This window comes from Propionigenium maris DSM 9537 (assembly GCF_027925155.1).
GTDB classification, from domain to species: Bacteria; Fusobacteriota; Fusobacteriia; order Fusobacteriales; family Fusobacteriaceae; genus Propionigenium; species Propionigenium maris.
Map to the genome: position 1 here is coordinate 186,132 of NZ_BSDY01000004.1, position 17,577 is coordinate 203,708.

The window sequence follows — 17,577 nt, forward strand, 5'->3', positions numbered from 1 at the left end:
ATAACTACTAAAGCTAAATATCCTAAGCTTAGTATACCCCACCATTTTTTTTTTGTCAATTTTTAAAGATAATTTTTAAGAGCTTACTTCAATAAAAACAGGGGCCCCAGTCTCTTCGACTGCTGCCCCGTTAATATTAAGCCATTGCCTCTTCCATGATCTCATCTGAGATCTCAAAGTTAGAGTATACATCGTTTACATCGTCGATATCCTCTAGAGTTTCATATAGTGCAAGTACCTTCTTAGCTGTATCAACATCTGTGATCTCAACCTTGTTTTCAGGGATCATTGTGATCTCTGCTTCCTCATATTTGTACCCTGCTTCAGTCAGAGCACTTAATACCTCCTGGAAGTTTGCTGGATCAGTAAGCACTTCAAACATATCGTCCTCTGCCTTTACATCATCTGCTCCCGCTTCTAGTGCTGTCATCATTAGCTCTTCCTCATCTACACCCTCTGCTGCGATCTCGATAAGTCCGTTTTTGTTGAACATCCAAGCTACTGCACCGTCCGTTCCAAGATTTCCACCCTTCTTACTGAAGGTAGATCTTACAGATGAAGCTGATCTATTTTTATTATCTGTTACAACCTCTACGATGAAGGCAGTTCCTGCAGGACCATATCCCTCGTATCTCATCTCTACGAAGTCTACTCCCTCAAGCTCTCCAGTTCCCTTCTTGATAGCTCTATCGATATTGTCCTTAGGCATGTTTCCAGCTTTAGCCTTCTCCAGAGCCAGTCTCAGTCTAGGGTTGAAGTCGATATCTCCTCCACCCTCCTTCGCTGCAATAGTCAGCTCCTTACCAAGCTTTGTAAACAGCTTAGCTCTCTTCTTATCCTGCGCACCCTTTCTGTGCTTTATGTTAGACCATTTACTATGTCCTGCCACAATTATCCCTCCTGCTTCTATAAAAAATGAAATTTATTATATCTTATCACACTGTTTTCACTTTTTCAAAGGAGAAATTTCCACCTGGGATCTACCGAGAAAGAAGGATTCCTTTCCTCATCATATCAATTAAATTAATTTTTTTCTCCCTGCAATACCACGATAAATCAATAGTTTTACAGAAGCACCTGCCTCTATAGAGATATCAAACCTCTCAATATAAATCATACCAGGAATAAAAAGAGCCGCCCACAGGGCGACTCTTCATCTCATCCATCTACTCCTCCTTCCTCTCCTCCTTGAGACACTTCTCAAACTCCTCTAGCTTCTTGGCTGCAATATCTCTTCCACCAAAACCAAAGGCTATGGCAAGAGCTACAGCTATTGCTCCAAGGGTAAATCCAAAGGCCATATTTATTATCTCATTAGCTATTCCCATCTGTCTGAGACCCATTGCTCCCACAAAGACCAGTACAGCAATCCTTGCCACAGTGGCAATAAACTTCTTATTCCTTATATTGGTAGATGCTACAAAACCAGCTACAAAGTTAGCTACAAAAACTCCTATAGCTATTATAAATACACCCATGAGTATGGATCCTAAAAGTACAGTGAGGTTGTAACTTAGATCGGTAAGTACTGTAAATCCAAGAATCTCTATAGACTGAAGTAGTGCAAAGTAGATAAGAATATACTTTACTACCTTTCCGGCTACCTTGGAGTAGCACCCCTCCTCGGACTTCAGTCCAAGCTTTCCTAAGTGTTTATCGAAACCAAACCCCGATAGAAGGTTGGTTACCACCTTCTCCAGTATCTGACTGAAGAAGAATGCAACTGAAAGTATAATCAGTGCTCCTACTAGGTTAGGTAGATAGGAGAAAACTATTCCTATGGTATCCACCACTGGCTGGGTTATATACCCTAAACCTATATAGCTCAAACTTGCAGTAAATACAGGGATTAAGATTAATATATATACTATATTTGAAAGGATGGACGACAGCTTCCCTTCAAAGATCTTTCTTTCAGATATAACAAGTTTCTCCTCTACGTTGAGGGATTCCAATATCTCCCTCACAGCATCTCTTATCTTAAAGGCAATGAACCATCCAATAGCCAGTATCAGACCTGCTGCCACTATATTTGGAATAAATAGAAGGAACTTATCCAGCATATTGGTGATAGGAGAAAGTATACTGTCGAGCCTTAGGGCACTGAGCACTCCTGGAAGTAGAAGAACAAATACTATTATGTATACCAGATCACTCAAAGCCTTAGTCAGGGAGGTTCCCTCACCTAGCTTTAGCCTCTCCTCTATCCTCACTTTACTGAGCAGGGTCATTGTAAAGTATCCTGCTAACTTTGCCAGTACAAAGGCTATTAATAGGAATATCAGTCCACCTAGTATGTTAGGTACATAGAGGAATATGCTCTCTAGGAAACTGTTTAGAGGACTGGTAAACTTAGTCAGTCCAAGCCTTTCCGCCGCTGCCACTACAGTAAAAATTACTATAATATAGTAGATAAACTTTACTATAAGTCCCAGCAATATCCTCTCATGGCCATCTTCACACTGAAATACCTTGTGTTTAAGGAAATCAAACCCCTTAACCTTAGAGAGGAGTTTTCCCAGACTTTCTGCCAGTTTCTTCGCTACAAACATACCGATGAGGACTATAATAATAGCGCCTAATATGGGCAGAATCTTATAGAGTACTCCCAGTTCTATAAATTCACCAAAATCATTCATAACATACCTCCTTGTTTAGTGATAACTATAACCCTGTTTACCATCTGTTCACTATTTTTCCTCCAAGTTTTTTTTCATAAAATTACACTAATCTTTTAAAGATAGTTCAGATTATTAACAATATCTATATAACTTTTCCTCCATTAAAACTCATTCTGTCTACTAAAAAAGGCAGCCTCTCGGCTGCCTTTAACTGTTTTATTAATTCTCTATCTCGCCCTTTATCATCTTCAGGTCGTTCCAGAATTCTATTGCAGGTTTTGCCTTTCTTCCGCTGGCATCTCTGGTTCTCTTTACATAGCTTGGATCAAAGGTAGGGATTAATTTAATCCCCCCAAAGTAGGAGTGTATCCTTCCCCTTACCTCAGGTATCTTTATCTCCTTCCCCATAAGGATCCCAGTCACTTCCTGCCCCAGGCTGACTATAATCTTAGGCTTGATGATGGCTATCTGCATATCCAGATAGTCCCTCATATGCTCCCTTTCATTCCCAGTTAGCTCCCTCCACTTGAGAACACACTTGGAGAGATTGGTTATATAGTACTTTTCTGGAGATAGATCTGCCAGATCACAGAGCTTCATAAAAAACTCCCCGCTTGTTCCCAGGCTTACCTTTAACTCCTCGTCGTCATAGAGGTCCGGATCATCTCCTATAAAGAGGATATCTGCTCCCCTGTTTCCTGCTCCCAGAAGAAGTTTTTTGTCCTTCACTCCCTCTAGCTTATTTAACTTCATTCCGCCCAGTTCAAATTTCAATTCATCCCAAAGCTCTTTATTTCCCAAGTTCATCACCACTATATACTAAAAATTTCTGTTGCTCTGTCCTGATAGGCCATCTCCAGCTCTACCTCTATCTCTTCCCTTGCCAGTTGCTCCTTCACTGCTGAGAGAGCCAGATCATACTTATTACTGTCCCTGCTCACATGGGCCAGGTAGACCTTCTTCAGCCCCTCATGGTAGCTTTCGCATATAAACTTTGCAGCCGCCTCATTGGAGAGGTGACCATTGTTAGACTTCACTCTGTTCTTGAGGTCCCAAGGATAGGAACAAGTCATAAGCATGGAATGGTCGTAGTTACACTCTATCACCATTATATCCACACCCTTAAAGTAATCTCTTACCAGGTTATCCACATACCCTATATCTGTAGCCAGAGCTAGCTTCTTTCCCGTGGAGTTTACTATCCTAAACCCCATGGTTCTTTTTGCATCGTGCATTACATCAAAGGGTCTTATCCTTATATTGGGAGAAAGCTTAAAGTCCCCCTCTAAAAAGATCAGGTTCTTCTCCTCTATATTCCCCAGCTTCTTTATACCGGCCTCATAGCTTTCCCTGGTAATGTATATTGGTATATCGTATTTTCTAGATAGTATCCCCGCCCCCATTATATGGTCCCCATGCTCATGGGTTATAAGGATTGCCTCTATCTCCTCGATACTTTCACCTATACTCTCCAGTTTCTCCTTTAGCTTCTTTCCGCTAAAACCAGCATCTATAAGGAATTTTACTCCCTCAGTTTCTATAAAGGTAGCATTTCCACCACTACCACTTCCTAACATAGATATCTTCATATTTATCCTTACTCTTCCTTTCTAGATACTTCCTCCCCAAAATAAAAAAAGTAAGTAGTATCACTACTTACTATATATTAAGATTCTATTTTTGTCAAACGAAGTAAGCTCTATGTTTTCAAGCTCTAAAAGGTAGAGTAGAAGTGAAAATACTGCTACTCTAATAGTGCCTGGCACAGCTGTTTCTATCATATATCCCCTCAAGGACCCTAAAGGTCTCATCTAAGTTTCTCGTATGAAGACTTATCCTCTTTCCGTTAGCATCAAAGGAAACTATAAATTTGTTATCCACCTGATTTATATCACACACAAGTACCGCTTCGCTAAAAGCCACAAACCATTTTCCCCTTTTAAATACTATCTTCATAGATATGCCCCCTTAAACGTATTTTCTATCTATATTTATATATAACTAGTATAACCTCCCTACCTATAAATGTCAATAACTTATAATATTTTTTTGAAATATCCCTGAAACACTTGAAAAAATAGGAGAAAAAAACTATAATTAACTATAAACATCTATAAGGAGATGATTTTATGGATTTTAAGAGCTTTATCAAGGAAAGAAGAACTAAGCTAGGCTATAGTCAAAATAAATTTTCAAAATTAATCGGCATCACCCAGTCATACTTCAACTCTATAGAGAGGGGGGAGGTAAAAAATCCTCCCAGCGAGGAGGTCTTAGAAAAGATCGCCAAGGGGCTGGAGCTGGACACTAGAGAAACTGAGAACCTCAAGTATCTTGCTGCCATCGAAAGAACTCCCGATATTATAATGGAGGAGCTTTCAAGGATGAGAAGCGAGGTTAAGAACCTCAAGGAAAATGCTGGAAGCAATACCAGCCTCACAGACACCTTCCTTAACCTCAGCAATATCCCTATCTATGAAAGGGTAAGTGCTGGAACAGGGGCACTAAATGACGGCGAGATTACAGACTATCTCTCCATCCCGGGGATAAAAAACCCAGGGGAGACCTTCGGTGTCAATGTATGGGGAGATTCCATGGAACCCACTATAAAGGATGGTTCCATAATAATATGTAGAAAAGATGTGGAGATTAGGAACGGGGAGATCGGTGCATTTCTCGTAGACGATGAAGCCTATGTAAAGAGACTGAAGATCACCGAATCCTATATAGCTCTTATGAGTGACAATCCCAACTATCCTCCTATATTTATAGGACCAGGAGAGAAGCTGGTAGCTGTGGGAAAGGTTATCAAGGTACTAAGTGATATTTAATGCATTAAAAAAGACCTCTAATTTCGAGGTCTTTTTTTAATACTCTACCTTCTTTTCTCTTTAGTCTTCACTGAATCAAAAATTATAGCTGTTAAGGTTTTAAGTGTACTGAAGGTCCCTGCCCTCTAAACTCTATCAGCTCTCCATCTGGACCTGTAAATACAACTCTACGCCATCCCTCTTCCCCTGTTTCCCTTGCTTCAACTGGGTGAGGTTCAGTATCAATAGGTACACCGGCACCCTTTAGCCGGCTATAGTCTCCATCAAAGTCATCACTTTCAAGGCAGAAGTGAAATCCCTGGTCAGCTGAGCCTGAACTATCTGGCATATGTATCAGCTCTAAAATAGTATCCCCTAGCTTCAGGTAGGCTATCTTTTCCACCGTAGGAACAGGTACACCGTGTTCATAGTATCTTCTAAAACCCAGGTACTCCTCATAAAAATCAACAGATCTCTCCATATCTTTAACAGTAAATGCTACGTGATCGATACGTTTAAACATAGCTCCTCCTCAATAATAGACTAATCAAATAATATCCTAGACCCAGGAACTCTGATACCCTGAACCTCTATATAACTACAATGATTACTTATCTTTTTATATCAATAACATTTTGTAGCAGGGCTTTACACCTTCCACAGCCTGCACCGGCTCCTGTAACCTCTTCAACCTTCTCAGTTGTATCTGCTCCACCCTTTACTGCATTAAGTAAATCTTCCATAGAAACCCCTTTACCTCCACAGGCAACCGACAATATCTTCTCTATCTCTCCAGTACAGCCACCGCAGCCTGTTCCTGCTCCTGTGATCTCCTTTATCTCCTCTATAGTACGGGCACCACCAACCATTGCTTTCCTGATATCCCCATAGCTTACCTGTTTACACTGACATATAATTCTATTTACAGGTATAAGAGTAGCTGTCACATATATGTCTCCAGCACTTCTCATAGAATGCAGTGTTCCTGCTGGGGCAACAAATGTATCTCCTACCTTCAGCTCCACTTCTCTATCTTCTAATACTCCAAACCCTGAACCCTTTATACAGTAAAATACCTCATCCTGAGCTGCATGCTCATGGAGAGGAACCTTTGTGTCGGAAGAGACGTGATATACCTTAGTTTCAATACCTTCTCTAATTAAATCTAAATTCATAATTTTACTACTCCTTTTATAAATAAACATTAAATAATAATCGCCAAAGAGGAACCTAAAGCTTCCTTCTAAAATACATCTAACTAGATATATTTATCTAAAAAAATTTTAACATCCTACTTCTAGAATATTAACAGGTAAAGAGTATCTTCTAATTACCTTTAAACTCCTATCAAAATCTTCACACCCAAATAATATATCTAATTAGATATATTGTCAACATTTTGTTTTTTACTACTCCACTTATAAAACAGATTGTCCCTCTCAACCTCCCTCCTCTGCTACCTTTCATCCTTAAACCTAAAATTCCAAAGGCCTTTCCTCTTATAAGTTAGCTCAATGATTTTTTAAAAATTCCTTGCAGTTGCATATAATTACAGGTATAGTTTTTATATGGAATATATAGATGATAATAAATTAAACCTTAGACTGTATATAGCACTGAATAGGTGCCAGCAGACAGTCCTAAAAAAAAGTCAGGAAACATTAAAAAAGAACAACCTTACAGTAAGTCAGTTTGATGTATTGGAGATACTATACTACATGGGAGACCTGAAGGTAGGTGAGATAATAGAAAGAAGTCTCTCCACAATAGGAAATATAAGCCTTGTGATAGATAACCTGGTGAAACTATCCCTTGTGGAGAAGAAAAAGGGAGAAAAGGACAGAAGAATAACCTATGTATCCCTTACAGAGAAGGGACGAAAAAAGATTGAAAAGGTCCTTCCAGAGCGTCTGGGTGACCTCGATAGAATAATGGAACCCCTGGAAGCAAAGGACAAGAGAAATTTAATCATGCTCCTTCAGAAGCTCGGATTAAATTAAATACTAGAAACAACAGAAAATTACTACATCTAATCCATAGATAAAGGAACTAGAAAAAACAAATGGAAAAGATCCCTATTACAACTTTCCAAAAAAAACAGGCTGTTAATCCAGAAGGTAATCAAGGGAACAAAATATCACCATAAGATAGAAAATTGCATCGATAGATCACCTTAATCCCACCCTACTCCCAACATTAAGTTCACCAATAAAATAATAGTTTTAAGATAATAAGAGCTAAGGAGCAACCCTTAGCTCTTTTTTATGCATCATTTTGATTATCCTTTTTCAAGAAGTATAATTATTAATGGAGGGAAGTATCAGGTACAGTAGTTCATCAAAATAACTTCCAAAAGAATCTTACCTTATCTAGGGAGATGAATTTAAAAATAGAGCTTATAAAGAATACTTTTTATGGGGTGAGAGATGAAAAAGCTGAAGAACAGTTTAAAAAAGAGGTTAGCATTTATAAAGAAAAAAAGAGAACACTACTTTGAGTACAATAAATTATATAATGACTTTTTATCCTATGAAGCATTTAGATTAAAAATAGACTTAGAAAGCTTCATCTTGCGAAACTACAATGAAAAATTACAGGTAACCTACCTGCAGGATGTGATAAGAGACTTTTCTCTGGATAAAAAATCCAAAAGTAATATAATCACAGTGGATAAAAAATATAGAATTATTAAAAATCATGAAAGATTAATAGAAGCTATAAAAAATAATGAAGCAGATATTGAAATCAGCGTGGACCTAGATGGTAGATATAATAGTGGAGTACCTATAGATACCCTTCCTGTAGAAGAACTAAAAGTTTTAGAAGATATAATGAATAAAACAAGACACATATACACTGCAATCATCTGGGAACCAGCTTATAACTTTTTAGAAGATATAATAAAGGAGATAAAGGATGTATATCAGGTAATAAAAGTTTTAGATATAAAATTTGAAAATACCCAGGGTCTCATCGATTACGCCAACAAAGTATATGAGCATAACACAAGAAAAGAGTTTGTTCAAACTAAAGTTCAGAGACTGATAAAAGGACAAAATAGAGTATTGATGATATATTATGATATTGGGGATCCTAAGATTGATAAGGAGGGAACAGCCCAGGAGCAGGTACAGGAACTTAAAAATCATATCAGAAAAACTTTTAGAGACAGGATCGATGATTACATCTTTGACATATGCTATCATTCAGGGGTTAACCACAAAGAAATTGAAGATATAGAGGATGCTTTAAAAGAGGCTGTAAAGAACCCCAAAAACACAATAAATGAATTAGAAAATTTCAACAATACTCATTGGAAAAATATAAATTAATATAGTCTAACTCTTGAAGAACTTTCAAAATTTTCAAAATCACATTTAAAACAATACCGCCCTCTATATAGTAAGGTCCCTAAAATTCAGATAATTGTTATCTACATAAAAAACCGGCAGTCAAAGCTGCCGGTTTTGTTTAATTTAAAAGGTGATCTCCCTTTCCCAAAACATTTATATCGGAGATCTTCTGACTCAGTTCCCTGAGAAGTTCCTCATTCTTCTTGTCCTCCTCTGTGAGGATGTACTCAAAGAAATCCGTTGTTTCCCTTGTCATCTCCTTGAGAACTCCCTGTCCCTTCTCAGACAGCTTAAAGGTAGTACCTCCCCTGTAGATAACATACTCCTTTTCTATGAGTTTATCCATAGCCTTCAAGAATATATTGTGTCCTATATAGAGCTTATCCCTTATCTCATCTTCACTCTGACAATTGGAAAGCCCCATTACATTTAATACCAGAAATTCATTTACAGTAACCCCCAACTTTTTAGACAACCTTCTCACATAGTGCCTTATCTCATTGGAGAGACATATCATCTCGAAAACTATTTTTGACATATTATCTTTCATGGAGGACCACACCCTTTAGGCCAAAATTTCAACAATTTATTGCTACATCTAATGTATCATTCTAGCTGAAATTAGCTTTTCCTCCTGACTTCTTTCTTAAGTTTATTTCTTTTCCACTATATACTTTTCCAGAAGTCCCTCATAAAAATCACTTCCTACTATATTCTCCAGAGCTCCGTCTATGGTCTCCAAAAGTTCCGAGTTATTCTTTCCTATTGCCATAGCATACTCCTCCTTAGCAAGCTCCTTAGGCAGTATCTTCAGCCCGGGATTTTGCCCTACAAAGTTTCTTGCCTGCTGGTAATCCAGGATTATCGCATCGATCTTTGAAGTGTTCAGTGCAAGGATCGCCTCATAGGTTTTATTGTATTTAGTTAAGTTGATCCCCTCTATACTCTCAGCTAATGTATCACTGGTTGTTCCCAGAGCCACTCCCACACTCTTTCCAGGAAGGTCTTCCCCTCCCTGAATACTCTCCTCGTCCTCCTTTACTACGATTACCTGACTTACATTGAAGTATGGCTTAGAGAAGTTCACCGCCTTCTTTCTCTCCTCAGTCACCGACATTCCAGATAGGATTGCATCTATCTTTCCCGTCTGAAGAGCCGGAAGAAGACCTGCAAAGGCTATATCCTGAAGCTCCAGTTTGATCCCCGTCTGTTTCTCTATCTCCTTGGCAAGATCCACATCAAACCCAACTATCTCACCATTTTCTCTGTATTCAAAGGGAGCAAAGTCAGCACTCATTCCTACCACATATGTTTTCTGCTCCTCCTTTGCTCCGCATCCTGCCAGTAACATAACCATCAATATTACCAATATCTTCTTCATATTCATCCTCCCATAGTCTCTATCATAATCACTTTAATTGTATGCAGCCTGTTTTCAGACTGATCAAATACCCTTGACCTGTCTCCTTCAAATACCTCGTTGGTTACCTCCATCTCCTCTATACCATGCCTCTCTTCAGTTAAACGTATCCTCGTGCCAAACTCCTAGATGTTAATACTCCCTCTTCCCTACTTCATAGCGCTGATCTTACTTGGCAGGGAGAATAACTTTATGAATCCCTCTGCATCACTGTGGTTGTATAGGTCACTCTCACCGAAGGAGGAGATCCCTTCATCGTAGAGAGCATTTTTACTCCACTTTCCAGCCACCTTGACATTTCCCTTATAGAGCTTCAGCTTCACCGTACCACTTACACCCTCCTGAAGTTTTTCCACAAGGCAGTCCATAGCTTCCTTTAATGGACTGAACCAGAGACCGTTGTATGTTAACTCTGCATACTTCAGTGCCATCCCCTTCTTAAAGGCCCACGACTCCTTATCCATGCAGATACTTTCCAGGTCCTCCAGTGCCTTGTAGAGTATAGTTCCCCCTGGTGTTTCATATATCCCTCTGGACTTCATCCCCACCAGTCTGTTTTCAACTATATCTATTATTCCTATACCATTTCTTCCCCCTATCTCATTGAGCTTGGATACCAGCTCCACAGGCCCCAGCTTCTCTCCATTTACTCCCACTGGATTACCCTTGCAGAATTCCACCTCTACATACTCCTCTGCATCTGGAGCATCCTTGGGAGCAGTTGTCATCATATAGAACTCCTCCTCCTTATGCTCATTTCCAAGGCCCTCTATCTCTCCACCCTCATGGCTGATATGCCAGATATTCTGATCTCTGGAGTAGATCTTCTCCTTGGTTACGCTAAGCTCTATCCCCTTGGACTCAGCATAGTCTATGGCATCCTCTCTGGACACTATATCCCACTCTCTCCACGGAGCTATTATCTTTATGGTAGGATCAAAGGAGGCCACTCCCACCTCAAATCTCACCTGATCGTTCCCCTTACCTGTACACCCGTGACAGATATACTTAGCTCCCTCCTTGTGGGCTATCTCCACTAACTTCTTGGCCATAAGAGGTCTTGCATAGGCAGTTCCTAGGAGGTATCTTCCCTCATACATGGCCCCCGCCTTCAGCGCCTTAAACACATAGTCTGAGAGAAACTCCTCAGTTACCTCCTCCACATATATCTTGCTTGCCCCGGAAGATATGGCTTTCTTCTTTACCTCCTCCATGTCGTCATCCTGCCCCACATTTATACAGGCTGCTATTACTTCTAGATCATAGTTTTCCTTGAGCCACGGTACAATTATCGATGTATCCAGCCCCCCTGAATATGCTAGCACTACCTTCTCTTTAACTGTATTTTTTTCACCCATTTTCTATCCCCCTATTATATTTAAGTATTTTTTTCCGTTAGCCATCTGTACAGCAAGAGCTTCCCTTCCAGTTCCCCCGTAGGAGTTTCTCTCCCATACACAGTTTTCCAGACCTATCTTTTTATGGATATCCTCACCAAATTCAGAGTGAAACTCCTTGAACTTCTCCAGCTTAAGCTCCGATATCTTCTTCTTATTTATCTCACAGTGAACCACTATCTCTCCCACTACCCTGTGGGCTTCCCTGAAGGGAACTCCCCTCTTAGCAAGGTAATCAGCCACGTCGGTGGCATTTATAAATCCTCCCTCGAGGTTTTCATACATCTTATTCCTATTGATCTTCATGGTTTCAAACATCTCCTTGAAGATAAGAAGAGATATCTTTATGGTATCTATGGAATCAAAGACCCCCTCCTTATCCTCCTGGGTATCCTTGTTATAGGCAAGAGGCAATCCCTTCATTACCGTCATTATCCCCACAAGGTTCCCGTAGATCCTTCCAGTCTTCCCTCTTATGAGCTCTGCCACATCGGGATTCTTCTTCTGAGGCATGATGGAGGACCCTGTGGAGTAAGTATCCGCCATCTCAACAAAGGAAAACTCCGTGGTGCACCACACAACTATCTCCTCACAAAATCTCGACAGGTGCATGGAGATCATGGATATTACAAAGTTCATCTCTATGATGAAATCCCTGTCACTTACAGTATCTATGGAATTTTCAGTTACCTTCTTAAATCCCAGCTCCTTGGCCACAAACCCTCTGTCGATGTTGTAGGTGGTTCCAGCTAGGGCTCCCGCTCCCAGGGGCATCTCATCCAGCCTTTCCATCACCTGTTCCATTCTTTCATAGTCTCTCTTAAACATCTGAAAGTAAGCCATAAAGTGGTGGGCTGCCGATACAGGCTGAGCTCTCTGAAGGTGGGTGTAGCCGGGCATTATTACATCCTTATTTTCCTCGCTTTTACTGTGGATCCCCTCCATAACATCCCTTAGGAGATCCATTATAAGGTTCCCCTCCCTCTTGAGATGCATCCTTATATCCAGAGCCACCTGGTCATTTCTGCTTCTGGCTGTGTGAAGCTTCCCCCCCACAGGCCCTACCTTCTCTATGAGCCTCTTCTCTATTGCCATGTGGATGTCCTCATCCCCAATATTAAAGGTAAAGGCTCCCTCTTCTATCTCGCTCTTTACCTCTCCCAGGGCTTCCTCTATAAGTTTCTGCTCCTCCCCGGCAATTATTCCTTGTACAGCCAGCATTCTGCTGTGGGCTATGCTTCCCTCTATATCCTCTCTATACATACGCTTATCAAAGTTTATCGATCCGTTGAACTCCTCCAGTATCTTGCTGGAGTTCTCGGTAAATCTTCCTCCCCATAACTTCAAACCTATTCCCCCCTCTAAATTTTTCTCCTACTTCCCGTATTGAAGGTAGGCCGCAATCTCCTTCATGCTCATCTCCTCTAACCCCATCCTCTCAAGGGTTCTTCCCTCTTCAAAGTAGTTTTTCCCATTGTATGCTCCCGCTATTGTGATGCATGAGTACATCATAGGTGCCTTCACTCCCAACTTTTGTGCAAAGGAGTAGCAGGGAACCACCAGATAGGGAACATCCTCAGTGATATATCTGTGGTGGGAGTTTGAGGGAGCCCCTATCCTACTGTGGGCTGATGAGCTCCTGTTGAGCTCATACACACTCATATAATCTGTGTTATAGAGACAGTTCATAGCTTCCAGCTCGGGAGTCAGTCTCACTCCCATTGCATCTCCTATGGCTATCCTCTCCCCCTCCATAACATCCACTGCCCTTGATGTAGCAATGGAGCAGGTATCCCTGTAGTAGTTAAACTCTCCGTTGAAGTTTTCCATTACCCCCATATTCAGTACCGATAGAAGAGGATGTCCTCCAAAGTTTATATTCTCCATCCCTGCAGCTACCACATTATTCAAAAGCTTCAGGGGCAGGGGAAAGATCTTTCCTAGTTCTGCTACTACCTTTTCTCCCCTCACTGCCGGGAACACCCCCACAGGAAGGTGGGTCTTGGTTCCGTAGATAGCCACTCCCCCCTCACACTCGATACGGCATGCCCAGGGAATGGAGATAGCATCCACAAAGACCGCCTTCCTCTCCACTCCCTTCTCTGCAAGAAGCCTATTATATACAAGGGAAGCAAAGTTTCCTGGCATGGTTACAACTATATGGTCCTCCAGGTATGGATGGATCTTCTCAAAGATGATCTCCTGGGCATAGGAGGGAACTATGAGCACCAATATCTTGGAGTAGCTCATAGCCTCCTCTATGGAGGTAGTTATCCTGTCTACACGCTCTACTCCTGCAATGTCACACTCCATTCCCTCTACCTCTCCCAGGGCTTCTATGCTGTTTCCCCTGTTGATTACCCCGAATATATTTTCAGAGTACTCCATGGAATCATAGAGGCACACCTCATTCCCTACCTTGGTAAAGTGGTATGCTGCTGTGAGTCCCCCGTTTCCTCCTCCTATTATGGTAACTTTCTTCATAGACTACTCCTGTCCGCTAAAGTGCTTTTCTACAAGCTCCTCATACTTTCCGCTTGCCTTGAGTCCTGCTATCTGGCTGTTTAGCTTCGCCACCATATCGCTGCTTCCCTTCTTCAGAGCTATGGCTGATCCGTCGGAACTTCCGTCCACAATCATTGCCTTAACCAGTTTAGGATTATTGTCCAGGTATGGCTTTGCCACTGCATCTCCAACGATTACCGCGTCTATCTTATCCTCATTTAGATCAAGGATGGCACCGGTAAAGCTGTTATAAGACTTCACCTCTGCTGCTCCCAGGTCCATAGCTATCTTCTCCTGTATTGTTCCCAGCTGTGCTCCCACTACCATACCTGCAAGGTCCTCCTCAGATGAAACATTGCCGTTTACCTCTTTATTTACAAGTACCGCCTGACCACTGCTGTAGTATATCTCTGTGAAATCAACGGCCTTAGCTCTCTCCTCAGTAGGGCTCATCCCCGCTATTACCATATCCACCTTTCCAGACTGTAGTGCCGGAAGTAAACCATCGAAACTCATATTGTTCCACTCTATCTCATATCCCATAGACGCTGCCAGCTCCTCCATAAGGTCGATATCAAATCCAACTATCTTTCCATTTTCTAAGTACTCATAGGGCTTGTACTCTGCATTGGTGCCTACATATATTACCTTGGACTCCTCCTTGCTTCCTCCGCACCCTGTAAATAATAGTCCCACAGCTGCCATCACTGCTAATATCATCTTTTTCATATCTCTTCCTCCTGCTTTTAAAAATTTATATTAAATAATTTACTTACCCTCTATCTGAGAGAACTCAGCCTTAATCTCCCCCAGGATCTTCTCATCCACTATTACCTCTATACCAGTAAGGACCATGGCCATCACTGCTTCCTTCATCCCCCTCTTGGCTTCCTCTGTCTGAGTAGCTGCTGCAAACTCCACACTGTGTCCCGTTAGAGCCTCCTTACTTATGGGAAAGTAGGGGTGTATCACTGGACAACAATAGCTCACATCTCCCATATCTGTAGACCCTGTCTCCTTTCCCTCACCTATCTCCTCTACTCCTAACCTCTTTAGGTTATTTACATAGAGCTCCGACAGTTTTTTATTGGTTACCAGGTCTTCAAAGGTGTACTCATAGTTGGATATCTCCACCTGGGTACCTGTGGCAAGAGCCGCTCCTTTTGCGCAGTTCTTCACCCTCTCAACCAGCTCTCCAAGGTTCTTCCGTGTGTCGCTTCTCACATAGAAATCCGCTGCTGCATAGTCGGGAATTATGTTGGCTGCTTCCCCTCCCTTGGACACTATCCCGTGTATTCTCTCCCCGTCCTTAACCTGCTGTCTCATTGCATTTATGGAATTAAAAAGTGTTATCACTCCGTCCAGGGCATTTATCCCCTCATGGGGCATCCCCGCAGCATGGGCAGTTTTTCCGTGGTACTCAAACCTTATTGCCTCCATGGCCTGGGAGGTTCCGCTCTTCATATGCTTCTCCCCGATAGGGTGTACCGCCATGGCTATATCTAAGCCATCAAATAAGCCCGCCTTTGCCATATCCACCTTGGCTCCGTCTGTTTCCTCTGCTGGGGTACCGTAAACCAATACCTCTCCCCCTATATCATCTACAAATTCCTTTAATAGAAGTCCCGCCCCTGTACTGGCTGCTCCCAGGATATTGTGACCGCATCCGTGGCCTATCTCAGGAAGAGCATCGTACTCAGCCAGGAAGGCCACCTTGGGTCCCTCCTTCTTGGAGGTATAGGATGCAATAAAGGCAGTTTCTATTCCAAGTATCCCCTCATCTATGTCAAAGCCATTTTTCTTGAGGAGCTCCATGTGTGCCTTGGCTGCCTTTACCTCCCCTCTTCCCAACTCTGGATTTTCATAGATATATTTGCTGAGTTCATGCAGATCCCCTGCATACTTTTCATATAGCTCCTCCACCTTTTTTTTCATCTCTAACCTCCCAATAGTTGCTTTTTTCACTCATTTAACCTATTTTTTTGTATAAAAAAGGAGCCTGTCATCATCCAGGCTCCTACTCCAAGATAAATTACAGTTTCCTATACCGATATTCTATTTTTAGTTCTCCTGTGCCTCATCCTGATTTTCCTCATCTTATCTCTCCATTTCAATTAAATATTAAACAAATAGCTTAGCTATTATAATGATAATCGGTAGACTGATTGCCGTTCTTGCAAGGAAGAATCCCAGTACCTCTAAGAAGTTAAAGTTCATCTTCGTCTTAAGAAGGATCGATCCAGTCTCCGCCATAAAGATCAGCTGTGTAAATGACAGCGTCCCAACGATAAATCTTGAGATCTCATACTCAGATCCCTTGATAAAGATAGTAGGAAGGTACATATCTGTAAATCCTACTAGAGATGCTTCAGCTACAAGCTTGGCATCTGGTATATTTAAAAACTCAAATACTGGTACTAGCGGTGATGCAATTATGCTGAAGATTGGTGTTGCCTCAGCTACCATAAGCCCGCAAGTTCCTACAAATACAATTACAGGTATAAATGTCATGTGGATATTGAAGATCGATGGAAGCATCTTTGTGAATGCCCCTATATCTGCTCCCTGTGCCTTATCCACAGCTATATCAAATGCTTCATCTACACTTACCTTTTTGTCGTCCTCCTTCAGCTGCTTCCCTACCCCTTCCATATACTCATCTGGATACTTGGTGATGATAGGCAGTCTCGACATGATAAGTGCCACTGTAAAACTTGTAAATACTATTGTTCCGTAGAACAGCGGAAATCTCGATGAGAATCCAAGCTCTCCAGCAACAAAGGCTGTAAAAGCAATTCCTACTACCGAAAAGCATGTAGCTATAAGGGTAGCTTCTCTTTTTGTATAGTATCCCTGGGCATGCTGCTCATCTGTTACCAGTATTCCCAGTGTTCCGTCTCCTACAAATGAAGCTATAGCATCTACAGCACTTCTTCCTGGTACATTGAATAGCTTTCTCATTACCGGCTTAAGAAGGTTCCCCAGAAACTCCAGAAGACCAAAGTCCAGAAGGAATGGCAGGATAAGATTTCCAACGGTAAATGTTACAAAGAGTGATCCTATAAAATCGTTTACCACAAGCCCTCCAGTGTCTCCACCGATAAGAAGCTGAGGTCCCACCTGGAAGTAAACCATCATATACATAATAGCTCCTGCTACTCTCACAAGCAGTGATAGCGAACCTGTTACAAAGGCCGACTTTAACACCTTGTTCTCGGTTATAAATGAAAGGTTAAATACACTTCCCAGGATACTCATAACTATTGTAGCTGCTGAAGCTATCACTCCATAGAAAAGTACTCCCTCTGTAAGGTGGTTCTTTACTATTCCATTGATATGCCCCAGCATTACTGTTGTCTGCCCCTTATATGGTATTGGCAGCAGGAATAGCGCTATCCCCAGTAACGAAGGTATTATAAACTTTGCTTTACTCTTATTTTCAACTTGATTCATCGATATTGTGCTCATCTT

The 17,577-nt window shown here is 41.4% G+C and carries 19 protein-coding genes; 3 read left to right on the forward strand and 16 right to left on the reverse strand.

From position 1 onward, the window contains the following. Positions 1-136: 136 nt before the first annotated feature. From QMG11_RS05565 to QMG11_RS05585, 5 genes are all read right to left on the reverse strand, one after another. Positions 137-889 carry a YebC/PmpR family DNA-binding transcriptional regulator gene (locus tag QMG11_RS05565; RefSeq protein WP_281834171.1) on the reverse strand — a complete coding sequence of 251 codons (753 nt, stop codon included), beginning with the start codon at positions 887-889 and terminating at the stop codon, positions 137-139. Positions 890-1,166: 277 nt separating this feature from the next. Next, on the reverse strand, positions 1,167-2,639 hold the full coding sequence (locus QMG11_RS05570) for a mechanosensitive ion channel (protein ID WP_281834172.1): 1,473 nt from the start codon (positions 2,637-2,639) through the stop codon (positions 1,167-1,169). Positions 2,640-2,840: 201 nt separating this feature from the next. Next, positions 2,841-3,428: a uracil-DNA glycosylase gene (locus tag QMG11_RS05575; protein WP_281834173.1), complete on the reverse strand. Its 588-nt coding sequence runs from the start codon at positions 3,426-3,428 to the stop codon at positions 2,841-2,843. 5 nt (positions 3,429-3,433) lie between these two features. Then, positions 3,434-4,210, reverse strand: coding sequence for an MBL fold metallo-hydrolase (locus QMG11_RS05580; RefSeq protein WP_281834174.1), 777 nt, complete (start codon positions 4,208-4,210; stop codon positions 3,434-3,436). A 160-nt stretch (positions 4,211-4,370) separates the two neighbouring features. Further along, positions 4,371-4,577, reverse strand: coding sequence for a hypothetical protein (locus QMG11_RS05585; protein ID WP_281834175.1), 207 nt, complete (start codon positions 4,575-4,577; stop codon positions 4,371-4,373). Positions 4,578-4,750: 173 nt separating this feature from the next. Here QMG11_RS05585 and QMG11_RS05590 point away from each other — a divergent pair, with 173 nt between their 5' ends. Further along, positions 4,751-5,452: a helix-turn-helix domain-containing protein gene (locus QMG11_RS05590; RefSeq protein ID WP_281834177.1), complete on the forward strand. Its 702-nt coding sequence runs from the start codon at positions 4,751-4,753 to the stop codon at positions 5,450-5,452. Positions 5,453-5,543: 91 nt separating this feature from the next. On the opposite strand, the gene QMG11_RS05595 is transcribed toward QMG11_RS05590, so the two are convergent. After that, positions 5,544-5,954 carry a VOC family protein gene (locus QMG11_RS05595; RefSeq protein WP_281834179.1) on the reverse strand — a complete coding sequence of 137 codons (411 nt, stop codon included), beginning with the start codon at positions 5,952-5,954 and terminating at the stop codon, positions 5,544-5,546. A gap of 88 nt (positions 5,955-6,042) precedes the next feature. Beyond that, a complete protein-coding gene (locus tag QMG11_RS05600) occupies positions 6,043-6,606 on the reverse strand; it encodes a (2Fe-2S)-binding protein (RefSeq protein ID WP_281834181.1) in 564 nt (187 codons plus the stop codon). A gap of 393 nt (positions 6,607-6,999) precedes the next feature. Here QMG11_RS05600 and QMG11_RS05605 point away from each other — a divergent pair, with 393 nt between their 5' ends. Beyond that, the gene (locus tag QMG11_RS05605; RefSeq protein WP_281834182.1) at positions 7,000-7,431 is read left to right on the forward strand and encodes a MarR family winged helix-turn-helix transcriptional regulator; all 432 of its coding nucleotides are present in this window, start codon (positions 7,000-7,002) and stop codon (positions 7,429-7,431) included. A gap of 426 nt (positions 7,432-7,857) precedes the next feature. Then, entirely contained in the window at positions 7,858-8,763 is a 906-nt protein-coding gene (locus tag QMG11_RS05610; protein ID WP_281834183.1) for a hypothetical protein, read from the forward strand. A 139-nt stretch (positions 8,764-8,902) separates the two neighbouring features. Here QMG11_RS05610 and QMG11_RS05615 read toward each other — a convergent pair whose 3' ends face one another. From QMG11_RS05615 to QMG11_RS05655, 9 genes are all read right to left on the reverse strand, one after another. Then, positions 8,903-9,334 carry a winged helix DNA-binding protein gene (locus tag QMG11_RS05615; protein ID WP_281834184.1) on the reverse strand — a complete coding sequence of 144 codons (432 nt, stop codon included), beginning with the start codon at positions 9,332-9,334 and terminating at the stop codon, positions 8,903-8,905. 102 nt (positions 9,335-9,436) lie between these two features. Further along, the gene (locus QMG11_RS05620) at positions 9,437-10,165 is read right to left on the reverse strand and encodes a basic amino acid ABC transporter substrate-binding protein (protein WP_281834185.1); all 729 of its coding nucleotides are present in this window, start codon (positions 10,163-10,165) and stop codon (positions 9,437-9,439) included. Between the two features lie 2 nt (positions 10,166-10,167). Further along, positions 10,168-10,278, reverse strand: coding sequence for a hypothetical protein (locus tag QMG11_RS05625; RefSeq protein WP_281834186.1), 111 nt, complete (start codon positions 10,276-10,278; stop codon positions 10,168-10,170). A gap of 75 nt (positions 10,279-10,353) precedes the next feature. Then, a complete protein-coding gene (locus QMG11_RS05630; RefSeq protein ID WP_281834187.1) occupies positions 10,354-11,562 on the reverse strand; it encodes an argininosuccinate synthase in 1,209 nt (402 codons plus the stop codon). A 3-nt stretch (positions 11,563-11,565) separates the two neighbouring features. Then, positions 11,566-12,948 carry an argininosuccinate lyase gene (gene argH, locus QMG11_RS05635; RefSeq protein ID WP_281834188.1) on the reverse strand — a complete coding sequence of 461 codons (1,383 nt, stop codon included), beginning with the start codon at positions 12,946-12,948 and terminating at the stop codon, positions 11,566-11,568. Between the two features lie 27 nt (positions 12,949-12,975). Further along, the gene (locus QMG11_RS05640) at positions 12,976-14,085 is read right to left on the reverse strand and encodes an NAD/NADP octopine/nopaline dehydrogenase family protein (RefSeq protein WP_281834189.1); all 1,110 of its coding nucleotides are present in this window, start codon (positions 14,083-14,085) and stop codon (positions 12,976-12,978) included. Between the two features lie 3 nt (positions 14,086-14,088). Then, a complete protein-coding gene (locus QMG11_RS05645) occupies positions 14,089-14,835 on the reverse strand; it encodes a basic amino acid ABC transporter substrate-binding protein (RefSeq protein ID WP_281834191.1) in 747 nt (248 codons plus the stop codon). 39 nt (positions 14,836-14,874) lie between these two features. Then, on the reverse strand, positions 14,875-16,041 hold the full coding sequence (locus QMG11_RS05650; protein ID WP_281834193.1) for a M20 family metallopeptidase: 1,167 nt from the start codon (positions 16,039-16,041) through the stop codon (positions 14,875-14,877). Between the two features lie 186 nt (positions 16,042-16,227). Beyond that, positions 16,228-17,574 carry a YjiH family protein gene (locus tag QMG11_RS05655; RefSeq protein ID WP_281834194.1) on the reverse strand — a complete coding sequence of 449 codons (1,347 nt, stop codon included), beginning with the start codon at positions 17,572-17,574 and terminating at the stop codon, positions 16,228-16,230. Positions 17,575-17,577 lie beyond the last annotated feature (3 nt).

Coding starts and splice junctions, on each gene's coding strand:
- QMG11_RS05655 (WP_281834194.1), bottom strand. CDS start 17,574: ATGAGCACAATATCGATGAATCAAGTTGAAAATAAGAGTAAAGCAAAG.
- QMG11_RS05570 (WP_281834172.1), bottom strand. CDS start 2,639: ATGAATGATTTTGGTGAATTTATAGAACTGGGAGTACTCTATAAGATT.
- QMG11_RS05640 (WP_281834189.1), bottom strand. CDS start 14,085: ATGAAGAAAGTTACCATAATAGGAGGAGGAAACGGGGGACTCACAGCA.
- QMG11_RS05615 (WP_281834184.1), bottom strand. CDS start 9,334: ATGAAAGATAATATGTCAAAAATAGTTTTCGAGATGATATGTCTCTCC.
- QMG11_RS05580 (WP_281834174.1), bottom strand. CDS start 4,210: ATGAAGATATCTATGTTAGGAAGTGGTAGTGGTGGAAATGCTACCTTT.
- QMG11_RS05595 (WP_281834179.1), bottom strand. CDS start 5,954: ATGTTTAAACGTATCGATCACGTAGCATTTACTGTTAAAGATATGGAG.
- QMG11_RS05590 (WP_281834177.1), top strand. CDS start 4,751: ATGGATTTTAAGAGCTTTATCAAGGAAAGAAGAACTAAGCTAGGCTAT.
- QMG11_RS05645 (WP_281834191.1), bottom strand. CDS start 14,835: ATGAAAAAGATGATATTAGCAGTGATGGCAGCTGTGGGACTATTATTT.
- QMG11_RS05610 (WP_281834183.1), top strand. CDS start 7,858: ATGAAAAAGCTGAAGAACAGTTTAAAAAAGAGGTTAGCATTTATAAAG.
- QMG11_RS05625 (WP_281834186.1), bottom strand. CDS start 10,278: ATGGAGGTAACCAACGAGGTATTTGAAGGAGACAGGTCAAGGGTATTT.
- QMG11_RS05585 (WP_281834175.1), bottom strand. CDS start 4,577: ATGAAGATAGTATTTAAAAGGGGAAAATGGTTTGTGGCTTTTAGCGAA.
- QMG11_RS05630 (WP_281834187.1), bottom strand. CDS start 11,562: ATGGGTGAAAAAAATACAGTTAAAGAGAAGGTAGTGCTAGCATATTCA.
- QMG11_RS05605 (WP_281834182.1), top strand. CDS start 7,000: ATGGAATATATAGATGATAATAAATTAAACCTTAGACTGTATATAGCA.
- QMG11_RS05620 (WP_281834185.1), bottom strand. CDS start 10,165: ATGAAGAAGATATTGGTAATATTGATGGTTATGTTACTGGCAGGATGC.
- QMG11_RS05650 (WP_281834193.1), bottom strand. CDS start 16,041: ATGAAAAAAAAGGTGGAGGAGCTATATGAAAAGTATGCAGGGGATCTG.
- QMG11_RS05575 (WP_281834173.1), bottom strand. CDS start 3,428: ATGAACTTGGGAAATAAAGAGCTTTGGGATGAATTGAAATTTGAACTG.
- QMG11_RS05600 (WP_281834181.1), bottom strand. CDS start 6,606: ATGAATTTAGATTTAATTAGAGAAGGTATTGAAACTAAGGTATATCAC.